Below are 19,503 nucleotides of genomic sequence, written 5' to 3' on the forward strand. Positions count from 1 at the left end.
ACGGCTGCCAGAGCGTCCCGTGGCCCTTGCATCTCAAACACGGAATAACCCAGCTCCCGCAGCGCTTCCGCAGCCATCAGCCGGACGCGATCTTCATCCTCGACAACCATGATGATCTCGTCCGCACGTCCGGGGTGCTCGCCCGCGACGGCCTCGGTTTGGCTGTCGAGCACGCCGCCATGCGAACGCGGCAGATAAATTTTCAAAGTGGTTCCGATACCCTTCTCGGAGTAGATTTTTACGCTGCCGCCCGACTGACGAACGAACCCATAGACTTGGCTCAGCCCCAGCCCAGTGCCCTTGCCGACCCCTTTGGTGGTGAAGAACGGATCGAAGGCTCTGGCCAAAACATCGGCAGTCATGCCGATTCCGCTATCCGTAACCGCTATCATCACATACTGGCCCGAAGCGATTGCGTTCTCCCTGGCGTAGCGATCGTCGACATGTGCATTGGACGTCTCGATCGTCAGCTTTCCACCGGTGGGCATGGCATCGCGTGCATTGACGCAAAGGTTGAGCAGCGCGCTTTCCAATTGCCCTGCGTCCACCTCCACATGCCATAATCCCGCAGCGAGCACGGTCTCGATCTGGATGGTCTCGCCAAACGTCCGGTTCAGCAATTCGCTCATGCCCGAGACAAGGCGATTTGGGTTCAGCCGTTTCGGCGCCAGCGGTTGCTGGCGGGAAAAAGCAAGCAGTCGCTTGGTAAGTTCTGCCGCACGTTGTGCTCCGTCGATCGCGCCGGTCACGAATTGGTGGACGTTGGTGTCGCCGTTTCTGAGCTTGCGCTGCACAAGGTTCAGGCCGCCGATGATGACGGCCAGCATGTTGTTGAAGTCGTGCGCGATGCCACCGGTGAGCTGTCCGACAGCTTCCATCTTCTGAGCCTGGCGCAGGTGCTCTTCTGTCTTGGTGCGTTCGGCAACTTCGTCTATGACGCGTTGTTCGAGCGTGGCGTTGAGTGTCTGCAGCGCCTTGAACAATCGGGAGTTGTCGATTGCCGTCGCGGCATGGCCCGCAAGCCCCAGCAAGGCCGCCTCTTGCTGTTCGGCGAAGACGCCGGTCTCTGAATGACCAAAGAAGAGACCACCCAGCACCTCGCCGGAACGCGAGACGACCGGCACGGCAAGATAGGAACGCACCGGCAGATGGCCCTCTGGCATGCCCTTGCGGGGCCAGTTCTTTCCGTAACGCGGATCGGCGAGGATATCGTCGGAGCGCACAACGCTAGTACCGCGGAAAGTGGGCTCGAACACCGCGGTGTTGCGCGGCATGGGAAAGTTCTCAAAGGCAGAACGAGGTGCCCCCGACAGAGCGTAGAGCACGTAGCTGTCGCCCTTGTCGTCGATTACATTGTAGAAGAAAGCTCCAAATTGTGCGCCCGACAGCGCTACGCCGGCATCAGTGACTGTCTGGACAATCCGCTCCACGTCAAGCTCGGCCGCCACGGCGGCAGCGGTGGCATTCATCAACTGAAGCTGATGTTCCACCCGCTTTCGCTCGGTGATGTCCATGACGGTGCCGATGAAGCGGACCGCGCGGCCGGATCGGAAAAACGATTCGCCGGTTGCGGCAATCCAGCGCTCCTTGCCATCCCGCAAGCCGATGGTCCGGTATTCAATGTCGTAGCGCGACGACGTGTCCCGCGCCAACGCCCGGCGCACGGCCTCGTCGGCCCGTGCCCGATCTTCTGGATGGAGGCCCCCCAAAAAGGCGCTCTCATATGTCACCTCCGCGTCCGGCGGAAGGCCAAAAAGGGCTTTGCACCGGGCGTCCCAACGCAGCACCCCGGTTACGGGATCGTAATCCCAGATGCCAATAGCCGCCGCGTCAGTAGCAAGCCTCAGCCGCTCCTCGCTCGCCCGGGCCGCCTGTTCTGAGCGAACGCGCTCGATGTGAGCCCAGGACCGTTCCGTCACCTCGGTCAGCAAAGACAGTTCGCGCTGCGACCAGACGCGGGCCTGCTTGTCGTGGATGGCCATCAAGGCGGCCAGCCGGCCCTGTTTGACCAAAGGCATGCAGATGGTTGCCGTTATGCCGATATCCTGAAAGGTCTTTGCTTCCTCGGGAGCAATTTCCTCAAGGTTGTTGTTGATGATAAGCGGCCGGTTGGCGCTGAGCTTGCTGACAGCCAGGCGACCGAAATCGGCAAGACTGTAATGTCCTTTGATGCTGGGCGAGCCGGGTGCGCTCCAGTCGCCTCGGATTGTGAAATGATCCTGGTCCTGCTCCATGTCGGCATAGGCGCAAATCGAGACGCCAAGATGTTCGCCGAGAAGCCGTGTGGTGATCTCCATTACAGCGTCGGCGTCGGCTGCGAGGGCAATCTCTCTGCCGAGGCGGTCCAAAAAGGCGAGGCGCTCGGCGTTCTCTCGCAAGGCCTTCTCGGCGCGAAGTCTCTCTATCGCGGTACGCGTCCGGTCCGCGACTTCCGAAATGAGGGTCACTTCCTCCTTGGCCCAGCGTCGGGGCGCGGAGTGGTTCAGATAAAGCAGCGCCACCAAACCGCCATGCTCAGTAATCGGCATGTTGACGAGAGATTGAGCGCTGATGGCTTTTAGGGCCTCCGCACGGTCGCTGGTTCGCGGGTCTGTCTCGGCATTTTCGAAAACAACGGTGTCCCCCCGCTTCAAGTCCTCGATATACGAGCCGTAGTTCCTGAAATTCAGCGTCCCAGCCAGGCTTTTGATGCCCGGCGCGTTCCAATCCTTGTCAATGGTGATCGTCTCATTATCGAGATCGATCGTGCCGTATCCGGCTCGGCTGACGCCAAAATGGTTACCCAGCAGTTCCGCGGCTGCGTAGGCTAGATCGGCAGGATCAGCAATCTCGCGAATGCGATCGCCCAGCGCTGCCAGAAGCTCGAAGCGCTGCAGTTCAGATCGATCATCGCGCGAAGTGACCCCCATATCGCCCCCGTTTTGCCCGGACTGGATAATGCGGTCGACGGCCAAGAGTTCCGTTACAGTATGGAACGCTCCCGACTGACGGGTCGACAGTACACGCAATACGGGCCGATATCGCTTTGCAGATTGGGATCTTGCGGGCACGGACCCTTGTGCCGGTACATCATAGGTTAATGACACGCGGCGCGGCGCGCCGCATAAACTTCGGATCAGCGGGCATGCAACGAGCTCCGCTGCTTGGGAGCGACCATCGTACTCTTGCTCGTTTGGAGACGCTTGATGCTTGACCGACCTATTCGCACGAACACCGAAGCTCTCTGCCCGAATGATCTGGACACCCTTCGCGCGGTTTTCGACGCGATGTGCCAGGAATTTGCAATTCGGCCGGACAGTGCGGCGGCCCATTCCATCGCAAGAGAGCTGGTCAGGCTTTTCCAGACCGGGATGACGGAAGCGGCCATGCTGACAATTGCCGTGCGAGCACGTTGGCAAGGGGATTGGAAAATGGAGGGCAGCAGCGCTGCCTGACGTTTGAGGTCAGGCGGGCGCATCTTCTGCATCGTTTTCGAGATGCTGGCGTCGACCCTCGACTTGTCAGCAATCCACTGGCGCCGCTGATGGGAGGAATCGATGCCGAAATTTCGCTTCGAATTCATCGAAGGCCCCCCAAGCTGCAATCTTTGCCGACATGGCTGATCGAGATGAAGCTGTCTGCCAGGCGAAGCTCGCTGCCAAGGAGGCCATGCTTGACGGAATTGTCGGTGGCGCGGACCCGACAAGTTGGGTAGCGAAAGCCTACGACATAGCGGGTTATCTGGTCGCCACCCTTGGATTCCAAGATCTGATCGCCGGGTCCGAGAATTCGGAGCAGTCCGAGGAGATGGAAGAACCTGGCGTCATGCGCTCGGGCTGAAGTTCGGATTTTCAATTCAGCCGGGCCAATCCAAATCGATCCAGGCTGGCGCGTGATCGCTCGGCTTTTCCCATCCCCGCACTGCAACGTCCACGCCCGCGCCGCCCAGCCTGTTCATAAGCGAGGGGCTTACCAGTAGATGGTCCATCCGAAGGCCGGAACTGCGGTCGAAACCGCCCCGGTAGGAGAAATTCCAGTAGGTATAGACGCCCCTTTCGGGATGGATCAGCCTGACTGCGTCGATCCAGCCCTCAGCCAGCATGTCCGCGTAAGCTTGCCGGCTCTCCGGAAAGTAGACGGCGTCGCCGAGCCATCTCGCCGGGACCGCGGCATCGATCGGCTTCGGCACGCCATTATAGTCGCCGCAGAGCACGCTGGCAGGCGTGTCCCTGAGCAGGAGCCGTGCGTAGTCGATCAACCGCTCGAACCAGCGTAGCTTGTAGTCGAACTTCGGACCGGGCGCTGGATTGCCATTGGGCAAGTAGAGACAGCCGACGACAAGGCCGTCGATCTCCGCTTCGATGTAGCGGCTGTGCATGTCATCGAGGTCACCCGGCAACCCGCGGCGACGCTCATGCGGCTGCTTGCCTCGAGCGAGAATGGCTACGCCATTGTATGACCTCTGACCATGCCATATCGCTCCGTAGCCGGCGTTCCTGATGGCTTGGGCTGGAAACTTCTCGTCCGATGTCTTTAATTCCTGAAGACACACGATGTCGTAATGCGTCTCGCCCAGCCATTTGAGCAGCACCGGCAATCGTCCGTTGACGCCGTTCACGTTGAAGGTCGCGACCCGGATCATCTGACGCTTTGAGGTGCCCCATTCAATGGTGCTCTCCGCTTGGTGAGTTCATCTTGCCAATCAGCATTAACCGCCAGCCGCCAAGAAGGTTTCGCCGGCTCCCGCGTCCTCCTTGTCTGACGGAACAAGCTGTGACCCCGAAGGTTGGGCTCGCGCACACAGCTTCCAACAGGCACGAGCATGGCGTTCGACAGAGATGGATCGAAACTCGCGGCCGGGCTGCTCGTGGCCATATTGGCGGCATTGGCGGGATATAACGCCGTCCGCGCCAAACGTGCGATCGCCAGCCGCGCACACGGACGGGTGATTGAGATCGCTAGTCTGCGCCTGCATGTTATCGAAGCCGGAACCGGCATGCCGCTGCTCCTCCTGCATGGCAACGGGTCCATGGCGGACGATTTCAGGTCGAGCGGCATCTTCGATGAGCTGGCAAAGACCTACCGGGTATTCGCATTTGACCGCCCCGGCTTCGGGCGAACCCCACGGCCGCGCGGCCGGCGCTGGTCCGCTCGCGACCAAGCCGACCTCATACATGCCGCCGTCAGCCGGATGGGCATAGAGAAATATCTCGTGCTCGGACATTCCTGGGGAGCTTGGATCGCCCTCGAATCGGCGCGAAGGCATTCTCCATCGGTGGCCGGCATTGTGCTGGTCTCCGGCTATTACTATCCGCCACCGCGGTTGGATCTTGCACTGGCCGCGCTGCCGGCATTGCCTGTGATCGGCACGGCCTTTCGCCACACCTTGCTGCCTCTGCTCGTGAGGCTCACCTGGCCGTGGGCAATGGAGAAGATCTTTCAACCCGGCGTGATCGCCAGCGACTTCTCCGCATTCGCCAAGGACATCGCCAGCCGCCCTTCCCAACTGCGGGCGATTTGCTCGGAGTCGGCATTGATGCTAGCCGCGGCCCTGTCGAGGAAGGCCAGCTATAAGGACATTGCCGTGCCGACCGGAATTCTGGCGGGATCCGAAGACCGGTTGTTCGATGCGGAAGGGGATGCACGACGCCTGCATGCCGAAATCGGGGGATCTTTCCTCGATGTGATTCCCGGCACGGGCCATATGGTTCATCAGAGCGCACCGCAGGCAGTGGTCGGCATGGTGCACGCGATTGCGGGATCGCACGCGTTGTCCCAAGGACCCCGTCGGCCGCGACTTAAGCCGCGTGCCGGCAAGGCGGGTTCAACGTCGCAGGGGGTCCAGGCGGGCGACAAGTGACGCCGCTTGCACGAAATTGTTGTTCAAACGGGGCTCCCAAATGAGCGACCAAACTCCGGCCGACATGCAGTCGGTGCTCCACCTGAACATCCAGGCCCTGGTCGAGCACAGGCGAAAAGAGGAGGAGCACCAAGGCGTTCAGGTGCGGATTGCCGGCGCTATTTCGCGCTTCGCGGGAAGCATGGCTTTCGTCTATCTGCATCTCGCAATCCTTGTCGCCTGGATCCCAGCGAACCTTGGCGCGATACCGGCCATCCCAGCTTGGGACCCGACTTTTGTGATCTTGGCCATGGTGGCCTCGGTCGAGGCAATCTTCCTGTCAACTTTCGTGCTGATCAACCAGAACAGAATGGCCGAAACCAGCGAACGCCGAGCGGAACTGGATTTGCAGATCAGCCTTCTCAACGAACATGAAACCACGCGGCTGATCGAGATGGTGGCTGCCCTGACGGCGCGTCTGAACGTGTCGACACCGGCGGACAAAGAGCTGCCGCAACTGGCCGAGAATGTCGATCCCCGAAAGGTGATGACGCAGATCCAGCAAGCATCTGGAGATCAGGAGGAACCTTGATCAAAGGCATCATCGCAAGCCTCGGCCGCGGACCGACCCACAAGGGCTTACAGCGGAGGAAGCTCGCGCGGTTCAAGAGTTCGCTACAGGCCTGTAATTAGCCCGTTATCTGGGCCTCGAGGCTGTCGAAGCAGCTTATTCCAGTCGCCGTTCTCCAAGTCGGCTTCATGACGTCACGCAATCGCGGCAGCGCGGAGTTCAAATGCAACCAGCCGGCCGGAGCGTGTCGGATGGAACCACGTTGATGCCGAAATCGTAGTAGCGGTGGCGACTTGGGAAATCCCGGATGAGCGAAGGTGCTGTTCTGATCGTCGAAGATGAGACCATGATCCTGCTCGACCTAGAGTCAGCCTTGGAGGAGGCCGGTTTCCAGGTCGTTGGCACTCGGAATGCCGCCGAGGCGCTGGCGGCTTTCGATCCCGATCCAACCAAGTTCAGGGCCCTCCTCACGGACATCCGTTTGGAACCGGGACAATCGGGGTGGGAGTTCGCTCGGCATTTGCGAAGGTCCAATTCGACCATCCCGGTTGTCTATATCAGTGGCGATAGCGCGGAACACTGGGGAGCGGAAGGTGTGCCCAACAGTATAATGATCACCAAACCCTTCTTTCTGCCGCAGATCATAACAGCCGTCTCCCAACTCTTGAAACGCGCAGCTACGTCCAGAAACTCACGTCTAGGTATCGGATCTCGGCTCGGTTCACATGCCGCAACTCGAAGTCTTGAATCCCGTATCCCGCGTCATGTTCCTGGGCGCAAATCCCAAACATCCGCAGGCTCCTGGCTGCCCGAGCCTTCATCATCCCGCGAAAACCGACGGAACATTCTTTCTGTCCAGCGTTGGCGCACGCTGGACAATCCTTGTTGCACAATCCCATATTGTCCGGCGTCGGTGGTAGAAACCCGATTGCTTCAGATCGCCTCGGCTCCCTCGCGGGGCGGGCGGCGCGGAGTTGAGATCCAATGCATAGAGACGCATTCACCCCGTCAGAGCTTGCCATACTGAGCCGCGTCCTGGCACGCAGCAATATCAAAAACGAAACTGAAACCGAGAGAGAACAGCGGGCATCGCGCATCCTGGCATACTACCAAGCGGGGATAACCGACGAGACCGAACTCGAACAGCTTTCTCGACAACCGCTGGGAAGGTAACGGCTAGTCTTCCTTCTTCAGGGCTTCCGCCTGCTCCTTGAGTTTCGGCCAATCGGCGCCATGTCGGCGCAGTAGCGTGCGTGCCTGCTTCGGGTCAACGTCGGTGACCTCGACCAGATGTTCGACCTCGAGCTCCTGTCCTTTCGCCACCCGGCTCACTTTGTCTGCTTTTCGTTTCATTGCGGTGTCCATGGTCAGACAACATGAACCAGCATGTGGGATTGCGGTTCCAAGGGCTTCAAAGAAAATTGGCCCCCACAATCAATCCTCTCGGGAGCCCTCCTGAAAGCAGGGCGCTCTCACTGCTCGAGCTTTCGGTCGAGCTCGTCAAGCAATGACCGATGCTCGCTGGGTATGTCCGCGTCGGTCGGCAGATCCAGCAACTGGCGCAACTGGCGGCGACTGGCGTCCGATGAAATCCACTGACGTATGAGACGGGCGATGGCCTTCTGTTGTGCCTTGCCGATTTCTTCCATGTTGAGAACCCGGGCTTGTCCGTGGGTCGAACTCGGCGGCTCTCTGATGGTTCCCGGTCTTGCATCACAAACCGCGGCGGGTGGAGAAACCGGCGCGTGTCACGCCGCAGGTTCAAGCGTCAGCTGATTGGGCCCCCGATGGTCGACCGGCATGAAGATGCTGCCTGGAGGCGGGTCGGATCACCACTTTCCCGTATCGATGATCGCCGATGCCGTATTCCTGGGGCAGATGTGGCCCGCAACGAATGTTGCAGTCCCAATCCGGCCGGCCTGACGCGAATGGGAGCGTCCAGACCTATTTCATCAATTTGACCTGAAGTGAGAGGCTCAGCCGCAAAATCTTATCGCCATTCTCATTACGCACTTCGACAAACAATTGCTCCCCGTCGACGCTCTTCAGGGACTCTCTCGTGAGGTCGATAAGGCCCTCGAATCCCGCGCGGCGTGCCTCATCGAGGCCAGCACACTCGACACCTATCTCATCCTCGAAAAACAAATCACGATCGCCGCTATCGAAGTAAAATCGTGCCATCGGAGAGCTTCCGTCACCACTAATCTGCGGGGTTCCTTTGATGCAGGTAGGTCGTGTCGAAATCTCCTGCATGAGTGAGGCCGGCCCAGTCCAGAGCATGCACTTGTGACCCAGAGGTGGCAATGAGGCCTCTCCGTCGTAGTTCCTGAAGCATGCGATTGACGTGGACCGTAGACAAGCCCAGTGCATCGCCGAGGGCTGCCTGTGTGATGGGAATATCCGCCACGTGATCCTGGATGCGTCCGACCGAGCGCAAGCGAAAAATAAGTTCGCACAGAATGTGAGCCATGCGGGTGTATGCTTCGCGCCTTCCCACATTGGTGACCCACTCCCTGTAAATCGCGGCGTCGATCAATGTCGATCGCCAAAATGCGGCGGCAATGCGGGGGTGTTGGTCGCAGATGGAGCGTAGCGTGTCGTGCCGCATGAAACCTATTCGGGCCGGCGTAAGAGTTGAGAAGTTACAATCCATGATCGATAGATGCAGCCCGTGCAGATCAGGAATGTCGCCGGCCACAAAGAAGGATGTGATCTGTCGCTTTCCTTCGCCCGTATGTTTGGTCGAACCGACCAAACCATCCAGCACGACAAACGAGTAAACAGGACGGTCGCCCTCACGCACCAGGTCGTGGTTGGCCAAATAATCCTTCTCTTGGATCGGAATGCTTCTTAGGACGCCGATATCAGCCTCCCGAATATCCGAGATGGTCTGAAGTTTGCGAACGAGCACATCCGAGGATGAGGTGGGAGACAAACTGACTACCTAGCTGATGTTGGTGATCGAACTATTATTCGCGCCAAAAGTTCCGGTAGGCCAGTTTCCGGACCGATGGCATCGCGCGGTGAGGTACGGCGAGGCGGCGGAGACGGCACCGATCGGCGTGGTTCACGCGTAGAGCATCCTGCCGACGTCGAGGGCGATTGAAGATTCCGGAAATGATCGAAGCCACCAACTTTTCAGGGCAGCCATAGAGGGACCCCGACAGCAGTGCATTAACCTATGACATAGGCTCGGTCCCAAATTGTCCCGCTGGTGAGCAGCTTCGGGAACTCGCCATGGTGGTTCGGCTTTGACCTTGCCACTCGTCTCTCATTGCAAGCCCGCACCGCGGCCCGGTCCTGGGACACTTTTAATGCGTGCCACGGAACAGGGTGGCTCCGCTGGCGTTCTCCTGCGGGCAAGGTGAGATTTCAGTGAACAAGCATGTTTCGCGGACGGATGTCGGACAAATCGGTTCCACGGATGATAACTGCTTCGCGACAGAGCACGTCGTCCCGCCATCTTCGGCAATGGCGGCAGCGCTGGCCGGCGGGCTTGAGGCCAGTCCCGACAAGCACATCGTCCATGTAGCTGCCTCGGAACACAGCGCCGAGGAGATCGCCGGGGCTTTGCGTCAGTTCCTGCCCCGCGCGGACATCATCTTCCTGCCGTCCTGGGATTGCTTGCCTTACGACAGGGTGTGGCCGACACGCGCCAATATGGGGCGGAGACTTCGCGCGTTGCGTGAGATCGTAACAGAGCCCGAACGCCCGCGGATCGCTGTAATGTCGATCGAAGCCAGTCTGCAACGGGTGCCGCCTGCTCCGGTCATTGCTGGCGGTTTCACGGTTCTGGAGGTGGGACAAAAGTTCGACCGGGACGGTTTCAGAATTAGATCCCAAGCAATTGGCTATATTGTCGACGAGAAGGTTGATGAACCGGGTGAGATCGCTTTTCGGGGCGATGTGGTGGATATCTTTCCCGCTGGCGCGGATGGCCCCGTTCGCATCGTCGTCGGCCCGGACACCTGCATTCGCGAACTCAAGACCTTTGATCCAGTCAGTCAGCTCAGCGAACGGACGCGTCACTCGATTACCGTCGGACCGGCATCCGAGCTCATTTTTGAAGCCGGGGACCACCCCGCGTTGGCAGCCATGCGCACGACCTCGATGGAAGAACGCCTAGTCGCCTTGTACGGCAATATGCCGTCTGTCTTCGATGCGGCGTCGGGCGCCTCGATCTCCTTCCTTGAGGAGGCCGGCGATCAGCCGCTCGGCAGGGTTCTGGCTCTGGTCGAGGATGCACGCCGTGCCAGGCAGGTAGCTGCCGGACGGAAAGAACCTTTGCCTGAGCATTTCTACCTGTCGCGAGACGAGTGGGATGCTGCTGTGCGTAGCCGCTGTTCCACAAGACTTGCCGTTTCTGCTGCCCCAGTTCCCAAATTCTTTCGCCGGGCCCGACCAGGGCATGAATTCGCGGAATTCGTCAAAAGGCAGACGAGCACCGGGGCCAGCGTGGTGTTCACCGGCGATGCCTCCGAGTTGCAGCGAGCAGATCGGCTGCTCGATAGGAAGCTAGGTCGACGGGCCGAGAAAGCCGCCGACTTGCCGCAGATCCTTTCGGCCGCGAGAGGCTCTCTTCTCAAGGCTGAATTCGTTCTCGACGAAGGGTTTGTCGACGCGCAATCCGATATAGCGGTGGTGACCGCGGCCGACCTGTTTGGTCCCGCTTTGAAGGCGAATGGGAGCGCGGCCACAGGCATGCCCGAACCCGAGCTGCGCATCGGCGACGTCGTCGTCCACGAAGATCACGGCCTGGGCTTGCTCATGGCCGTCGAACAGGTCGACGTGGCCGGCCAAAGACAGGACGTCGTCAGGTTGGAATATGATGGCGGGGCTTCCTTGCTGGTTCCGGTCGATGAGTTTGAGCGAATATGGCGCTACGGCTCGGAACCGGAGGCAGTGTCGCTCGATCGCCTCAACGGCGAGGGCTGGCCCAAGCGACGCGAAGCTGCGTTGCGCGAGATCGATAGGCTGGCCAAGCGCCTGGTAGGCCTCGCAAAGGTCAGGTCCAGCCAGTCTGCCGAGATCATGAAGCCCTCCCGCGCGGACTTGGCCCGTTTTGCGGCGAAATTCCCCTACACCGAGACGCCCGACCAGGCTGTCGCCATCCGCGCTGTGCTCGACGATCTTGCGTCGGGAAGAACAATGAACCGGCTCGTCTGCGGCGACGTCGGTTTCGGCAAGACGGAAGTTGCCCTGCGTGCTTGCGCGGCAGCCGCTCTCTGCGGAAAACAGGTTGCGGTCGCAGCGCCGACAACTGTGTTGGCGCGCCAGCATTACGAGACGTTCAGCCGCCGCTTTGCGGGAACGGGGCTCAAGGTCGCTCACCTTTCAAGAATGGTCGGGGCAGCCCAAGCAAGAGCGGCAAAAGAGGGCCTGCGGAGCGGCCATGTTGCGATCGTTGTGGGCACCCAAGCCTTGGCGTCCAAGAGCGTCACCTTCGCCGATCTCGGACTGATGGTGATCGACGAGGAGCACCGTTTCGGTGTCAAGATGAAGCAGGCCCTGCGGAACAGGGCGCCCTGCCTTCATACGCTGAGCATGAGCGCCACGCCGATACCCCGGACGCTGCAATCGGCGTTGTCGGGTATCCAGGATGTCAGCGTGCTAAACTCTCCGCCCGCCAAACGGCGCCCCGTCCGCACGATCTTGGCGGCGTTCGATCCGGCATCGGTGCGCGCGGCCCTTTTGCGTGAATTTCAAAGGGGTGGACAGAGCTTCTTCGTGGTCCCGCGCATCGAGGAGATTGCCAGGGTCCGCGACCAGCTAAACAGACTGGCGCCGGAACTCGAGGTCAAGACGGCGCATGGCGAAATGAAAGGGAGACAGCTGGACGAAATCATGGTCGGTTTCGCCGACGGCGATGGCGACATCTTGTTGAGCACCGACATCATCGAAAGCGGGCTCGATGTTCCACGGGTTAACACAATCATCGTGTGGCGAGCGGATCGGTTCGGTCTGGCACAGTTACACCAGCTTCGCGGCCGGGTCGGTAGAGGAGCGGTGCAGGCCATTGCGTTTCTTCTGACCGAGCCTGGCGTTGAACTGGCCGACAGCACCAAGGCCCGACTTTCGACGATGCTTGCGCTCGATCGGCTTGGCTCCGGCCTGGCGATCAGTCAAAGGGACCTTGACCTGCGCGGGGCCGGAGATCTCTTCGGCGAAGATCAGGCTGGACATATGAAGCTGATCGGTGCGGGCCTCTATGCGCATCTGCTGAAGCGGGCGGTTTCGGCGGCTGGAAGAAGACCCGGCCCTGACAGGCAACTTGCCGACATCGCTGGCCTGGAAAGAGGGGCTTTTCCCGAGACCTATGTCAACGAGCCGACGGTGCGTGTTGGCCTCTATGCGCGGCTCTCTCGTATGCGTTCGGAGTCGGACCTCGACGCGTTCAGCGAAGAGCTCGAGGACCGCTTTGGAGACATGCCCGGTGAAGTAGCCGTTTTGCTGGAGCTTACCAGGTTGCGAATAGCAGCGTCGGAACTGGGTGTGGCCAAAGTCGATGTGGGTCCTGAAGCCATCGCGATCACCTTGCGCAACAAGCCGGTGGCGTCCCAATCGGGCAATAGAAAGGGATTGGAATACCGAAACGGCCGCTTGATTTTCAGGCCGACCCAGTCCCGCGTGTCAGACACCGCAGCAGTTCGCATGGCACTTGACGCCATGCGCGCCGCCAGTCGAGTGACATGATTGATTGAATCTGCAGCGACTGTCGAGCGCGCAATATCACCCCCGCAACTGTTGCGGCGTGCGTGGGAATTCGGCCGGATCCAAGGCGCCTTGCGACGGCGCCGCGCATGGGGCATTTGCTCGGATTACCGGCTCCAGCGGAACTCCCCTCAAGCTGGCAGCACAAGTTGCGCTCCGCCTGAATATGTCTGATCATGCGAAGTTGGGCAGGAGAATTGGATGGCGACAAGTCGGCTAAACGGCGCGCAACCCTCTGTTCCTCTGTTGAGGGACATCAACACAGGGATCACGGCACACCCGCGCACTGCTTTGCCCACGGTGGCGACTGTCGTGACAGTCGTTGCCGCCTTGTATTTCGGTCGCGAGGTGTTCCTTCCCATCGCCATCGCGCTTCTGCTGACCTTCGCGCTTGCGCCGGTGGTTTCCGCGCTCAGACGGATCGGCATTCCCCGCCTTGCGGCCGTCATCTCCAGCGTGCTTGGCACCTTCGCGGCGCTCGCCCTGTTCTCCTTCGTCGTCGTTACGCAAGTCGGCGAGCTGGCACAGAATGTTTCGCTTTACCAAGCGAATATCCTGACCAAGGTCAGGTCCCTTAAAGAAACCGGCGTCGGCGGCGGCATCATCGCCAGGTTGAGCGGGGTGATCGAGCGCGTCGGCCAGGAGATCAACAAGCAGGAGCCCTCGCAGCCAGCGGCCAGCCAGCCTCAACGCGAGCCGGTACCCGTTGAGATCGTATCGCGCGAAAGGCCGCTCGAGATCCTGCAAAAACTGATCGCCCCGCTTGTCAGTCCGCTGGCGTCGGCGGGCCTCATAATCGTCGTCGTTATTTTCATGCTACTTGAGCGCGAGGATCTTCGCGATCGGTTCATAAGGTTGGTCGGCTACGGCGACCTTCACAGAACCACCGAAGCGCTACAGGACGCCGGCAAGCGGCTCGGCCGCTATCTGCTCATGCAACTGGTCGTGAACATCTTGTATGCCGTTCCCATCTCGATCGGGTTATGGGTCCTTGGGATCCCCAATGCACTCCTGTGGGGGTTGCTGGCATTAGCGCTGCGCTTCGTTCCCTATATTGGTCCTATCATCGGTGCACTGCTGCCCTTGTTCCTTGCTCTGGCCGTGGCTCCCGGATGGTCGCTCGTACTATGGACAGCCGCGCTGTTCGTGATCATGGAAATTATCACTGGCAACATCATCGAACCCTGGCTCTACGGATCCCGCACAGGGCTCTCTCCCTTGGCCGTCATTGTCGCCGCGATTTTCTGGACGTGGCTGTGGGGACCTCTTGGCCTGGTTTTGTCTACTCCGCTCACGGTCTGTCTCGTTGTACTGGGCAGGCATGTGGCGCAGTTCGAGTTCCTTGACGTTCTGTTTGGCAACGAACCGGTGCTCGAGCCACATGCCCGGCTGTATCAGCGGCTGCTGGCCGGCGATCCAGATGAAGCCACGGACCACGCCGAGGAAATTCTAGAGGAACAATATCTGTTCGAGTTCTACGGCAAGGTCGCGGTTCCCGCCCTGCTGCTCGGAGAACAAGACCGCGTCAGGGGCGTGATGGATGATCACCAACTGCGGCAGCTGGCTGCCAGCGCCCAGATATTGGTGGCGAATCTTGACGACAGCGCTCAGGAGGAAGCGGAGGAGGACGATCTCGCCGCCGGTGATGCGTCTGGTTCGGACAAGGAGAAGGCAATCGATGCGGAAGCGGGACAGGACATCGATCTCCCGGACGGTACCGGCCTGGCCGTAGTTTGTGCCGGCGGACGCGGCGAACTCGACGACGCGGCGGCGGCGATGCTAGGGCAGGTGTTGCTGACCCAAGGCGCGGTCACGTCAAAGGCCAGTTTTGCAGAGCTGCTTCCGGCTAGCATTCGCCGGCTGCAGCTGGATGGGCTGAACACTGTCGTGATCGGGTTCTTGAACCGCAACTCCGTCAAACATGCGCGGTTTATGGTGCGGCGCCTAAAACGCATCAATCCAGCGATACGGGTGGGCGTTGTGTTCTGGGGAGGAAACGGCGAGAACCATGGAGAGACGACCGGTAAATTAGCCAACGCCATCAATGCGGACTTCGTCGCGCTCGACATGGTGAGCGCGGTGACAGGGGCGCTATCGAGAGATCCGCCGGTTGCGCTGAGCACCGTTGTCAAGCGGCGCGTTCGCCGCAAGTCACCGGCGCGCAGGAAAGAGACCCTTGTGTCGGCCAAATGAGCTGGAAGAGAGCGCTCGTTTGGCCTGTTGAATCCCGGTAGATGAGCTCCGGTGCTCGCGCGGGGGTGCTGCTCGCTCAAGGCATCGTTCCGGCTTGATGGGCCGTCATGGCAGCCATGTTCTCATTCAGGTGGGCCATGATCCAGACCGAGCCCAGAACCACTAGCGCCACGATCAGCACGCCGAAGGCGAGGGCCAGGATGTTGTTGGTGTTGTCCGGTCCGGTGGTCAGGTGCAGAAAGAAGACGAGATGCACACCCATCTGCGCGACCGCGAGCACCACCAGGGCCGAGATCACCGCCGGCTGGTATATCAGGTTCGTTTGCGCCGCCATGAATGAGGCAATCGTCAGCAGGATGGCGAGGCCGAAGCCGAGCAGGTAGCCTAAAAGCCCCCCAGCCATTTCGTGCTCTGTGATGCGTTCCTCGCCCGGTGCTGAATCGCGGCGGTCCTGTACTTCGCCGGGCCTGCTCTCAGTCTCGGTCATGGCGATACTCCCAGCAGATAGACCAGGGTGAAGATGGCAACCCAGATGATGTCGAGTGCGTGCCAGAAAAGGCCGAAGCAATGGAGCCGTCGCAAAGTGTCCGGCCGAAAGCCCTTTACCCACAGCTGCGCCATCATTGTGCCTAGCCAGAGAAGGCCAAGTCCGACGTGGGTCCCGTGGCAGCCTACGAGCGCGAAGAAGGCTGAAAGAAATGCGCTGCGCGAGGGGCCTGCCTGCTCGCCGATCATTGCCGCGAACTCCTGCACCTCCAGGAACAGGAAGGCTGCCCCGAGCAACCCGGTGACGAGAAGCCAAAACTGCGTGGCAGCCATCGATCTGCGGTGGGTCGCGAGCGTTGCCAGGCCACCGGTGAAGCTCGACGTGAGCAGGAGACCCGTCTGCACGGCAACGCGGGTGGGCTCGAACAATTCCTTGCCGGTGGGTCCGCCGGCGGTCGCCTTGGCGAGGACGGCATAGGCGGCGAAGAAGGCTGAGAATATGATGATGTCCGACAGGAGAAAGATCCAAAACCCGTAGGCCACGGTGACGAACTTGGAGGCTGGGCCACCCTCTCCGTGGCCTGTCGCGGATCGCGCGCCATGCCGATCGGCGCGATCAAGCCGGTAGGGGTCGCGTGTCCGGGTGCCGGCGGTGATGACGCTGGAGAATGCGTGATTGCTCATACCGGCCGCTCCCAGCGCCGCAGCCAGGCCGACTGCGCGGCCTCGCGGTCATGGTCGATGCGCGCGACCTCGTCGGCGGCGATCTCGTAGTCCCCATGATCGCGCCAGGCGAAGACGACGAAGGTGATGTAGGCGCCGATGAAGCCGACGATCGCTAGCCACCATATGTGCCAGATCAGCGCGAAACCGATCAGCGTGCTAAAGAAGGCGGTGACGAAGCCTGTCGGGCTGTTGCGCGGCATCTCGATAGGCTCGTATTCCTTTTCCTCGGCTGCGTTCTGCTCGATCCCTCGTTGCTTGATGCGCCAGTAGGGCTCTTCGTCCTCGACGTGAGGCAGCCGCGCATAGTTGAAGACGGGGGGAGGCGACGATGTCGACCATTCCAGCGAACGCCCATCCCACGGGTCGCCGGTCTGATCGCGGAGTTCGTCGCGATGCCGGATCGAGACGAGAAGCTGTGCGATCTGCAGTGCGGCGCCGGCGATCATCACCAGCACGCCGAATGCGGCCACCACCAGCCATGGCGCCCAAAGATCCATGTCGATATGTTGCAGGCGCCGCGTCATGCCGAGCAGACCGACGATATAGAGTGGTACGAAGACCAGCATGTAGCCGGCCAAGGTGACCCAAAATGCCGCCTTTCCCCAGCCTTCGTGCAAGCGGAAGCCGAACGCCTTGGGAAACCAGTAGGTGAAGCCGGCGAACGCGCCGAACAACACGCCCGAAATGATGACGTTGTGGAAATGTGCGACGAGGAAAAGTGAATTGTGCAGCACGAAGTCGGCCGGCGGGACGGCAAGCAGAACGCCAGTCATGCCCCCGACAGTAAAGGTGGTCACGAAAGCGAGCGCCCAAAGCATCGGCGTGTCGAAGCGAACGCGCCCGCCATACATGGTGAAGAGCCAGTTGTAGATCTTCACGCCGGTGCCGACGGCGATGACCGACGTGGCAATACCGAAGGCTGCATTGACGTCCGCTCCGGCGCCCATGGTGAAGAAATGGTGCAGCCAAACCATGAAGGATACGATGCAGATGAACATCGTGGCCGCAACCATCGAACGGTATCCGAACAGCGGCTTTGACGAGAAAGTCGAGAAGATCTCGGAATAGATGCCGAAGGCGGGAAGCACCAGAATGTATACTTCGGGATGGCCCCAGGCCCAGATCAGGTTGACGAACATCATCTGATTTCCGCCGGCTTCATTGGTAAAGAAATGGAAGCCGAGATAGCGGTCCAGCGTCAGCATCGCCAGCGTGGCGGTGAGGATCGGGAAGGCCGCGACAATAAGCAGGTTGGATGCGAGCGAGGTCCAGCAGAACATCGGCATTCGCAGATAACCCATTCCGGGCGCGCGCATCTTGAGGATAGTCGTCACCAGGTTGACGCCGGTAAGCAGCGTTCCGACACCGGAGATCTGGATCGACCACAGATAGTAATCGACACCGACACCCGGTGAGTAGGTGATTTCCGACAACGGAGCATAGGGCAGCCAGCCGGTGCGCGCGAATTCGCCGACGACAAGCGAGATGTTGACCAGCAGGGCTCCGGAAGCCGTCAACCAGAAGCTGACGGAATTGAGCGTCGGAAAAGCGACATCGCGTATGCCAAGCTGCAGCGGTACAGCGAAATTCATCAGGCCGACCATGAAAGGCATCGCCGCGAAGAAGATCATGATCGTGCCGTGTGCGGAAAAGATCTGGTCGTAATGCTCCGGCGGCAGGTAGCCCGGTCCGTGGATCGCCAGCATCTGTTGTGTGCGCATCATGATGGCATCGACGAAGCCACGCAGAAGCATGAGCATCGCCAGCACAATGTACATCACGCCGATGCGCTTGTGGTCGACAGAGGTTATCCACTCGCTCCACAAATAGGGCCAATAGCCCTTCACCGTAATCCAGCCAAGCACGGCGGCTGCTGCCAGAAAGACGCCGAGCGCTGCACCGAGCGGGATGGGTTGATCAAAAGGAATGGCCGACCAATCGAGCTTGCCCAGCATCGTCATTCTGCCGCTTCTGCCTGTGGACTATGCGCCATCGGTGGCGCCGCCGCCGCGGGGCTTGCCTTTGGCCTCACCTGTGGCTCGCCGCTGGACGCGCTTTCAGAAGGTCCCGGACCGGGCGGCAGTGTCTGCTGAACAACTGCGTCGAACAGCCCAGGCTGCACATGGCCGAACGCGGCCGGCGGCACGTTTGTGCTTTGCCGGGCGAGCTCGCGATACGCATTGGCGTTGAGCACGCCGCCGCCGCCGCGCAGCGACGAGGCCCAGCGGGCAAAGGCATCAGCTGAAACCGCGCTCACCTTGAAGTTCATATCCGAGAAGCCGTCGCCGCTGAAGTGCGCCGACTGACCGAAATAGCTGCCTTCGCGGTCGGCCTGCAGATGCAATTCGGTCTGCATGCCGTTCATAACGTAAATCATGCTGCCAAGCTGGGGCACGAAGAACGTGTTCATCACGCTGCCTGAGGTCAGCTTGAAACGCACCGGAACGCCGGCCGGGATGACCAGTTGGTTGACCGCGCCCACACCCTGCTCGGGATAGAGAAACAGCCATTTCCAGTCGAGCGCCACCACTTCAATGTCGAGCGGTGGCTGCGCGGAAGGGATCGGTTTGCGCGGATCAAGCTGGTACGATCCGTAGTAGATCAGCCCGCCAAGAAAGAGGATGGTGAGCGTCGGGATCGACCAGACGATCAACTCGATGCGCCCCGAATAGGTGAACTCCGGATCATAGCGGGCGTTGCTGTTCGAGGCGCGGAATTTCCATGCGAAGGCTAGGAGCGCAACAACCGTCGGAACAACGATCACCAGCATCACCGCCAGCGAGTTCAACAGGATCGTGCGGTTGCCCCAGCCAATGGGCCCTTGCGGGTCGAGCACACCGCCCGCGCAACCGGGCAAGACTGCGATTGCCGGGATCCAGAGCAGTGCGTTCGCCAACTTGGCGCTGGATGGCAACAACACCGGCTTCGCCTTGAACCCTGGAGAGGACGCGTCATAAGGGCACGCGTTCATCGCGTTTTCCATCTGAAGGCTTACCTT

Annotated in this window: 17 protein-coding genes; 7 read left to right on the forward strand and 10 right to left on the reverse strand. The window is 60.4% G+C overall.

The window, feature by feature from the left end:
* Positions 1-2,909, reverse strand: a 2,909-nt coding sequence (locus tag LB577_RS18870) for a GAF domain-containing protein (protein ID WP_224687938.1), incomplete at its 3' end; no start/stop codon positions are given.
* 276 nt (positions 2,910-3,185) lie between these two features.
* Between LB577_RS18870 and LB577_RS18875 the strand changes: the two genes are divergently transcribed.
* Positions 3,186-3,434, forward strand: a complete 249-nt coding sequence (locus LB577_RS18875; RefSeq protein WP_224687847.1) for a hypothetical protein — start codon at positions 3,186-3,188, stop codon at positions 3,432-3,434.
* A 214-nt stretch (positions 3,435-3,648) separates the two neighbouring features.
* Positions 3,649-3,819: a hypothetical protein gene (locus LB577_RS18880; RefSeq protein WP_224687848.1), complete on the forward strand. Its 171-nt coding sequence runs from the start codon at positions 3,649-3,651 to the stop codon at positions 3,817-3,819.
* Between the two features lie 16 nt (positions 3,820-3,835).
* On the opposite strand, the gene xth is transcribed toward LB577_RS18880, so the two are convergent.
* A complete protein-coding gene (gene xth, locus LB577_RS18885) occupies positions 3,836-4,621 on the reverse strand; it encodes an exodeoxyribonuclease III (protein ID WP_224687849.1) in 786 nt (261 codons plus the stop codon).
* 180 nt (positions 4,622-4,801) lie between these two features.
* On the opposite strand from xth, the gene LB577_RS18890 reads away from it, so the two are divergent.
* The 3 genes from LB577_RS18890 (at position 4,802) to LB577_RS18900 (ending at position 7,416) form a co-directional block, all read left to right on the forward strand.
* Positions 4,802-5,839 carry an alpha/beta fold hydrolase gene (locus tag LB577_RS18890; RefSeq protein WP_224687850.1) on the forward strand — a complete coding sequence of 346 codons (1,038 nt, stop codon included), beginning with the start codon at positions 4,802-4,804 and terminating at the stop codon, positions 5,837-5,839.
* 40 nt (positions 5,840-5,879) lie between these two features.
* Positions 5,880-6,410 carry a DUF1003 domain-containing protein gene (locus LB577_RS18895; RefSeq protein ID WP_224687851.1) on the forward strand — a complete coding sequence of 177 codons (531 nt, stop codon included), beginning with the start codon at positions 5,880-5,882 and terminating at the stop codon, positions 6,408-6,410.
* A 325-nt stretch (positions 6,411-6,735) separates the two neighbouring features.
* Positions 6,736-7,416: a response regulator transcription factor gene (locus LB577_RS18900; protein WP_249491036.1), complete on the forward strand. Its 681-nt coding sequence runs from the start codon at positions 6,736-6,738 to the stop codon at positions 7,414-7,416.
* 149 nt (positions 7,417-7,565) lie between these two features.
* On the opposite strand, the gene LB577_RS18910 is transcribed toward LB577_RS18900, so the two are convergent.
* From LB577_RS18910 to LB577_RS18925, 4 genes are all read right to left on the reverse strand, one after another.
* Entirely contained in the window at positions 7,566-7,742 is a 177-nt protein-coding gene (locus tag LB577_RS18910) for a hypothetical protein (protein ID WP_224687853.1), read from the reverse strand.
* A gap of 119 nt (positions 7,743-7,861) precedes the next feature.
* Complete coding sequence (locus LB577_RS18915; RefSeq protein ID WP_023767901.1) at positions 7,862-8,038, reverse strand: hypothetical protein; 177 nt, start codon at positions 8,036-8,038, stop codon at positions 7,862-7,864.
* A 295-nt stretch (positions 8,039-8,333) separates the two neighbouring features.
* Positions 8,334-8,570, reverse strand: coding sequence for a DUF6894 family protein (locus tag LB577_RS18920; RefSeq protein WP_224687854.1), 237 nt, complete (start codon positions 8,568-8,570; stop codon positions 8,334-8,336).
* A 19-nt stretch (positions 8,571-8,589) separates the two neighbouring features.
* Positions 8,590-9,324, reverse strand: a complete 735-nt coding sequence (locus LB577_RS18925; RefSeq protein ID WP_224687855.1) for a Crp/Fnr family transcriptional regulator — start codon at positions 9,322-9,324, stop codon at positions 8,590-8,592.
* Between the two features lie 440 nt (positions 9,325-9,764).
* On the opposite strand from LB577_RS18925, the gene LB577_RS18930 reads away from it, so the two are divergent.
* Positions 9,765-13,082 carry a DEAD/DEAH box helicase gene (locus tag LB577_RS18930; protein ID WP_224687856.1) on the forward strand — a complete coding sequence of 1,106 codons (3,318 nt, stop codon included), beginning with the start codon at positions 9,765-9,767 and terminating at the stop codon, positions 13,080-13,082.
* A gap of 219 nt (positions 13,083-13,301) precedes the next feature.
* The gene (locus tag LB577_RS18935) at positions 13,302-15,293 is read left to right on the forward strand and encodes an AI-2E family transporter (RefSeq protein WP_224687857.1); all 1,992 of its coding nucleotides are present in this window, start codon (positions 13,302-13,304) and stop codon (positions 15,291-15,293) included.
* 76 nt (positions 15,294-15,369) lie between these two features.
* Here the strand turns inward: LB577_RS18935 and cyoD are convergent, their stop codons facing one another.
* Genes cyoD through cyoA form a run of 4 tightly spaced genes read right to left on the reverse strand, consistent with a single transcriptional unit; the run spans position 15,370 to position 19,488 of the window.
* Positions 15,370-15,780 (reverse strand): cytochrome o ubiquinol oxidase subunit IV, encoded by a 411-nt coding sequence (gene cyoD / locus LB577_RS18940; protein ID WP_224687858.1) that lies wholly within the window; start codon positions 15,778-15,780, stop codon positions 15,370-15,372.
* Positions 15,777-16,463 carry a cytochrome (ubi)quinol oxidase subunit III gene (locus LB577_RS18945; RefSeq protein WP_224687859.1) on the reverse strand — a complete coding sequence of 229 codons (687 nt, stop codon included), beginning with the start codon at positions 16,461-16,463 and terminating at the stop codon, positions 15,777-15,779. The genes cyoD and LB577_RS18945 overlap by 4 nt, the downstream gene beginning before the upstream one ends.
* A complete protein-coding gene (gene cyoB / locus LB577_RS18950; RefSeq protein ID WP_224687939.1) occupies positions 16,460-18,460 on the reverse strand; it encodes a cytochrome o ubiquinol oxidase subunit I in 2,001 nt (666 codons plus the stop codon). The genes LB577_RS18945 and cyoB overlap by 4 nt, the downstream gene beginning before the upstream one ends.
* A gap of 2 nt (positions 18,461-18,462) precedes the next feature.
* Positions 18,463-19,488 (reverse strand): ubiquinol oxidase subunit II, encoded by a 1,026-nt coding sequence (cyoA, locus tag LB577_RS18955; protein WP_224687860.1) that lies wholly within the window; start codon positions 19,486-19,488, stop codon positions 18,463-18,465.
* Positions 19,489-19,503 lie beyond the last annotated feature (15 nt).

Source organism: Mesorhizobium sp. B283B1A (genome assembly GCF_020165735.1).
Classification (GTDB): domain Bacteria; phylum Pseudomonadota; class Alphaproteobacteria; order Rhizobiales; family Rhizobiaceae; genus Mesorhizobium; species Mesorhizobium opportunistum.